Raw genomic sequence first — 6,019 nt, forward strand, 5'->3', positions numbered from 1 at the left:
GCTGTGATCAGCTTCTTTTATTGAAGTAATGCAGCTAACGGGGCAGGTTTGCTCAATAGTGGGCTACTAAAATTATTGACTTTGCCGTAAGGGGAATCTTTATTATAGATATATAGATAGAACATTAATCTGAGTTCTTATAAAATTGCCAAGTTTTAAACAAAATACCATCACTTTAACTTGATAGGTTAGAAAAGTAAGATCTTTATGTGGTGAAAAATTAAGTTCGTTGATATGGATTTTAGTGAGTTGTCAACGAAACTGTTATTTAAAACCGTATTTTTTACGTTCTTTTGGAAGATAGGTAATTTAAAGTAAAGTAAAATCAACACGCCCTTATTTATCAGCACTTTTTAACTTTCAAATCATGTATGATATTAAATAAAACAAAGTGAAATCAATTAGCGTGTGACAGGATGCGTTACATGTAACAAGAGCCTTCTTATAATTCAATATACAAACAGGAAGAAATATAAATAAAATTACCTGTTGATAAACCTTGATATTATCACTTTTTCTATCTTTAGAGTAAAATTGATCCCTTTCTGTAAGTCACATGCAAGTTAATCCTGCCCATTCTCCCACATATATCTCTGATCTAAGAAGGCGAAAATAAACGCTTTTGCAAGTTACATGCAAGTTAATTCTGTCCACTCTTCCACATATATCCCAGTCCGGAAAGTAGAGTATATCATCTTCCTAAGTTGTTCTTTGATATTAAGTTAATGACATTGCTGCTATGAGGGATTTAATTTGAATAGAACTAAGTATAAGCCATCAGAAATCAATTTCCTCTGTTTTTAAGGAGTAGCCAAATTAGAATTGGAAATCCCCATCCTTGATTAGTAGGACTTCAGTTCCATCTTCTTTAATACCCACTACTTTCATATCTTCGGTACCAAAGGTTACATTGACTAACAGGAGTGAAGTATTAAGGCCTGCTTCCTTCAACTCTTCCTCCGATAGGTTGCTGCCATTTGGAAGGTTAGAAGGGGAGGCGTTTCCGATTCCAATATGGCAGGCCGTATTTTCATCAAACAAGGTGTTGTAAAAGAGAGTATCTGCCTGAGAAAGAGGAGAATTGTTAGAGACCAAGGCAATTTCTCCTAGATAATGTGAACCTTCGTCTGTTTCGATGAGACTTTGTAACGCTTCTTGCCCAGTGGCGGCATAATAGTCAGTAATCCGTCCATCTTTAAAGGTTAGGTAAAAATCATCGATGACACTTCCCCCATAGATAAGCGGTTTAGTGGCTACTAGTTTGCCATTTACCTTATTTTTATGTGGAGCGGAAAATATTTCTTCCGTGGGAATGTTCGGAAAGAACGGTATTCCCTTTTTATCTATAACACCCCCGCCGATATAGAGGTGATTTTTAGGCATGCCGACTAATAAATCAGTTCCTCGGCTATTCGTAAAATGCAGGGTTTCAAACTGGCTGTCGTTTAGGATTTTTTTCCGAGACTCGAAGGCTCTGTCATGATTTTCCCAGTCTTTTATAGGATTTTTTCCATCTGCCCGAGCTCCTTGTAAGATTAATTGCCATAATGATTGCAGGGCTTCTTCTTTACTTAGGTGGGGAAATACTTTAGTTGCCCATGCAAAGTACGGGACAGCTAGAAGACACCAGCGTACCTCGTGGGATCTAATCTTTGCGTAATAAGCCTTCAACTTGGTGCGAGAGGCCTTTTGGAAGCGGCTCATCCGTTCTGGGGAAACCTCCTTAAAGACATCTAAGTTTTCAGAAATAATATGGATGTAAGCAGCACCCGCATCGTCCCACTCCTTAAAGCGGGCAGCTTGCCAGTCGGGAAAGTGATCGATGGCATCATCTGCTGCATGTAAATAAAATTCTTTGGTAGACTGTTCATCTGTCCAATCCATAACCACATTTGAAGCTCCCGCCTCATAGGCTGCTGTTTGGATTAGACGTGCAAACGTAACATTTTCTATGTCACTATGAATAATCACTAATTGATTCTTTTGCACATTTACACCCGCTCGTACAGCAAGCTCTGCATACTTTTTCAACTGTTCTTCACTAACAAGCTCATATTTCCCTTTAATCATCGCACACTCAGCTCCTAACTTTTTATTCCATTATACTATAAAAAATCACTTCTCTATCAATGTCATTAACTTAATATCAATGAAGTCAAATAAAAATATAGCTTTGTTAGGTAGGTTTGTGAAGAACTGTTCTTAAATTAACGCTTTTTTTACTGAAGTCCTTATTGGACAAACGGGGCAGCATTCCTGTTCTTGGGGCGGATCAGGGATTTGTTCTCTTGCCGGTGGGTTCATTGCGACGTACATGGGCTGGAGATGGATTTTTGTCCTTTCTATTATCATTGCAATCCTTGCAATGGTCTTGCTCAAAGATACTCCAGAAAGCAAAGCAGAATCAAAAGGTGCTTTTAAATTCGATTATACCGGATTGGTGATTTTCATCATTACCATGCTGGCATTAAATCTCTTCATTACTCGTGGATCAGATTGGGGTTGGACAAGCCCTCTTACATTAGGCTCCGCGGCGGTTGCCATCATTGGCTTTATCATTTTCGTTAAAGTGGAAACGAAAAAAGATATCTCGCAAATAGATTTCTCTTTGTTCAAAAACAAACCGTATGCAGGTGCTACATATTCTAACTTTTTGTTAAATGCAGTAGTGGGAACACTTGTAGTCGCGAATACGTATGTTCAAGTAGGTCGTGGGTTTACCGCTTTCCAATCAGGTATGTTATCCGTCGGTTATTTAGTAGCTGTCTTGACAATGATTCGTGTTGGGGAGAAAATTCTGCAAAGGGTTGGCGGGAAGGTACCAATGCTCTGGGGAGCCGTTATCACAACCGCTGGTGTATCACTCATGGGGCTTACATTCTTGCCAGGTCTGGCTTATACCATCGTTGTTTTCATTGGATTTGTTTTATGTGGTATTGGTCTAGGCATCTATGCGACACCATCAATGGATACTTCCGTTTCGAATGCTCCTTTCAATAAGAGCGGTGAGGCAGCAGGAGTTTACAAAATGGCGAGCTCACTTGGTTCAGCTTTTGGTGTTTCGATCTCAGGCGCTGTTTACGGTTCGATCAGTGCAACCAGTGGCCTTGATTTGGCAGCAACTAGTGGGTTTATTGTTAATTTTATATTCGGTATGCTTTCTATCATCGCTATCATACTAATGGTGCCAAAGAATGCTGGAAAACCAGCAAACTAGTTATTGCAACACCAGTTGGATCGACTAACATGATTGAAACCTAAACTAGATAAGAAGCTTTTATCACGCAATTGAGATACAAAAAGTCATGGTGATACTCCATGACTTTTTGTATCTTAAAAGAAAATATAAACCGCTATCTTGGAATATTATTGATGGCAGCTTATTTTATACCATATGGGTTTCAGACGCGTGCGCCGAAATAACTGGTGTACCGTTCTAACTTAACTCTGTGTATTTCAAATGAGTTTGTATAAAAAAGGGTATGTTTTTCATACTTTTTTTAAATAACAGTAATTCATTTGTTTTTTCACAATGTGATTTGTTTGTTATTGAAATCCTTCAAATTACTAAATTTGAACTTTTTCTACACTATTAATGTCTACAAGATCATTATCATCGGATTGATTTAGTGATAAAGAAGGGCTCATTATAAATAAAACAATACCGTCAACAAGTCGCATAATAAGATGTATTCTTACTGTCTCAAAAATGACTAGCAGTGCCAGGCTGCTAATGAGTAGTCTTTCTTGTGCATCTAAGAAATGATGTAGCTGTTCTAATCCTTCTACTGTGTGTGAAATCATATTACTTTTCTTGGCAGTAGGTCCAGTAGAAGTCAAATGGGACAAGAAAATAAGTAGTTTTCTAAACGCTTACGAAAGTATTCAAAAGGAAGTAGATAAAGGCAGTCTTGGTTTCAAATGAAAAATATGTAAGATGTTAAACAATAGCCTCGCATCACGAACAATATTCAATTATAGAGGGCGTTGATCCAAGATGGATTGATGCCTTTTTTGTTAAAGTTATTTAACTAAAAGGCTGGTAAGTTACAGAAAACTTATGTTCTATATAGAATTTTCCATTAAGAGTAAAGAAAGTATAAAATAAAGAAAAACAAGAAAGGGTGTTGATTTTACTATGAATACACAAGTAACTACGAAAATGAAAATACGTAAGCCTGCTAATGAGGTATTTGAATCAATAGTAGATCCAGAGAAAATCGGCCACTTTTGGTTTTCATCTAGTTCGGAAAGATGGGAACAAGGCAAGAAGATAACACTAAAATATGATGAATACGACGCAGAAGGGGCAATAAATGTGATAGAGGTCAAGGAAAATAAGAAAATTGTTTTTTCTTGGGGAGAGGAACACAATGAGGAAACGGTTGTTACCATTTCTCTAATAGAGTTGGATAAAAATAATACAATTATTGAAGTTAAAGAATCAGGTTTGAAAGAAGAAGACCCTGAAGTAGTAAACAAAATGATGGGACAAAAAGAAGGCTGGGTATATATGTTATCCTGTTTAAAATGCTATTTAGAAAATGACGTTATTGATTTAAGAGCATCTTTAATTCATTAATTAATATCTTCTTCACACTTTAAATCATAAAAATCACTCTATAAAACAGTACTGGAATGATAAAAAGCACTCACGATCACGCACCGTCCAATTATATAAGGTTTAAGCTGACAGACTAGTGAACACTCTTTATTTTTGTAGCTTTAAAATAAAGATTGATTAAACCATTACTAATAACCTTGATTTAAAGACAAGTATAAAGAGCATTTTTTGAATAAAGATTGATCAAAACATGCTCTTATTTAATGTAATCGAAAAACTGGAGGTAGAATCCATTTTCACCCGTGCAGATGTACAATTATTTTTGACTATTTCGATTAATTGCTATAAGCTCTCAGCTCTCAGGCAATTACAGCCACAAAGAAAAACAATATAATTTCTAACATAGAATTCCCTTAAACGACATTGGTATTAGACAGCTTTGCGTAACTGTTCCTCTTGTAAATTCTCCTGTTTCTTGTTTTGTTCTTTGCGCTGATATACGTTATTTCGTATGAGAGCTGTTATAACAAGCAGTGTTCCTACTACATCAAAAATTGTAATATTATATCCTTGCATAATCATAATGACCAATGTAGTGATTGGAACGAAATTAATAAATAAAATTCCATTCACGGATGATAAAATTTTTATGCCATAGTTCCAACTAAGCAATGCCACAAAACCTGGTAATGTTATCATAAATAACAAATCATATTTAATAGTAGAAACCGTTTCCATACTTGGTACTGACACATATCCTTGCATTGTGACTATCATCGTTATGATACCTGTGACAACTGTACCAAAAACACATGTCAATGTTGAATAGCGGAGTGTAGACCAATCACGAAATGATTGCCCGCCCATCGTATAGATTACCCATCCTATAACACCAATTAAAATAAATGCTAGTGAAAACAGATTATGTTTCAGTGTAAGAAAGAAACTCATATCACCTTTTGTAATTACAAAGATAGCCCCAACAAAAGCAATGACCATGCTAATAATCATATAATTCTTCGGTTTTACACGTTTAAATCCCCATAAAATAATAATTGAAATCATCGGCATAAGCGCCTCCATAATAGAAGCTACCATAACGCCTGATTTCCCCATTAACATTTGACCAAAGAAAACTAGTACATTGTATACAGTAAATGCCATCGTTCCGAAGAAGACGAGTAGCTTCCCTTTTCCTTCTAAACGAAAAGCCTGCCTTCCTTCTTTCATCCATAATAAAATGACTAATAAAATAGCTACCGCTCCATATCTAATCAGTGAAAAATAAAATGGATCTATGTACAGTAGTGCATGGTCCGCGACTGGAAACATTGCTCCCCAGGACATACTTGCGATTAAACATGCTATCGCACCTATTATCATTTGACCTTTTTTCATTGTTATCCCTCATTTTTCTATAATTTCTAGTAATTTCATAATGAGAATTATAAAAAA

Annotated in this window: 4 protein-coding genes and 2 pseudogenes; 3 read left to right on the plus strand and 3 right to left on the minus strand. The window is 36.1% G+C overall.

All coding sequences use genetic code 11. The features are described 5' to 3' along the window. Positions 1 to 816 precede the first annotated feature (816 nt). Positions 817 to 2,070 (minus strand): aminopeptidase, encoded by a 1,254-nt coding sequence (locus V7014_RS25150; RefSeq protein WP_335511522.1) that lies wholly within the window; start codon positions 2,068 to 2,070, stop codon positions 817 to 819. 190 nt (positions 2,071 to 2,260) lie between these two features. Here V7014_RS25150 and V7014_RS25155 point away from each other — a divergent pair. Next, positions 2,261 to 3,217: pseudogene (locus V7014_RS25155) on the plus strand (MFS transporter); the annotation flags it as partial. 350 nt (positions 3,218 to 3,567) lie between these two features. On the opposite strand, the gene V7014_RS25160 reads toward V7014_RS25155, so the two are convergent. Then, entirely contained in the window at positions 3,568 to 3,840 is a 273-nt protein-coding gene (locus V7014_RS25160) for a hypothetical protein (protein WP_335511529.1), read from the minus strand. Between V7014_RS25160 and V7014_RS25165 the strand changes: the two are divergent. Beyond that, a pseudogene (locus tag V7014_RS25165) lies at positions 3,818 to 3,944 on the plus strand (DNA alkylation repair protein); the annotation flags it as partial. The gene V7014_RS25160 and the pseudogene V7014_RS25165 sit on opposite strands and share 23 nt — an antisense overlap. A 194-nt stretch (positions 3,945 to 4,138) precedes the next feature. Next, entirely contained in the window at positions 4,139 to 4,582 is a 444-nt protein-coding gene (locus V7014_RS25170; RefSeq protein WP_335511524.1) for an SRPBCC family protein, read from the plus strand. A 411-nt stretch (positions 4,583 to 4,993) separates the two neighbouring features. Here V7014_RS25170 and V7014_RS25175 read toward each other — a convergent pair whose 3' ends face one another. Then, complete coding sequence (locus tag V7014_RS25175; protein WP_335511525.1) at positions 4,994 to 5,962, minus strand: DMT family transporter; 969 nt, start codon at positions 5,960 to 5,962, stop codon at positions 4,994 to 4,996. Positions 5,963 to 6,019 lie beyond the last annotated feature (57 nt).

The organism is Bacillus sp. JJ722, assembly GCF_036963345.1.
Classification (GTDB): Bacteria; Bacillota; Bacilli; order Bacillales; family DSM-1321; genus Bacillus_AD.

What these genes read in the sequence shown, in the direction of transcription:
- V7014_RS25170 (WP_335511524.1), top strand. Translation starts at nt 4,139, where the DNA reads ATGAATACACAAGTAACTACGAAAATGAAAATACGTAAGCCTGCTAAT.
- V7014_RS25175 (WP_335511525.1), bottom strand. Translation starts at nt 5,962, where the DNA reads ATGAAAAAAGGTCAAATGATAATAGGTGCGATAGCATGTTTAATCGCA.
- V7014_RS25150 (WP_335511522.1), bottom strand. Translation starts at nt 2,070, where the DNA reads ATGATTAAAGGGAAATATGAGCTTGTTAGTGAAGAACAGTTGAAAAAG.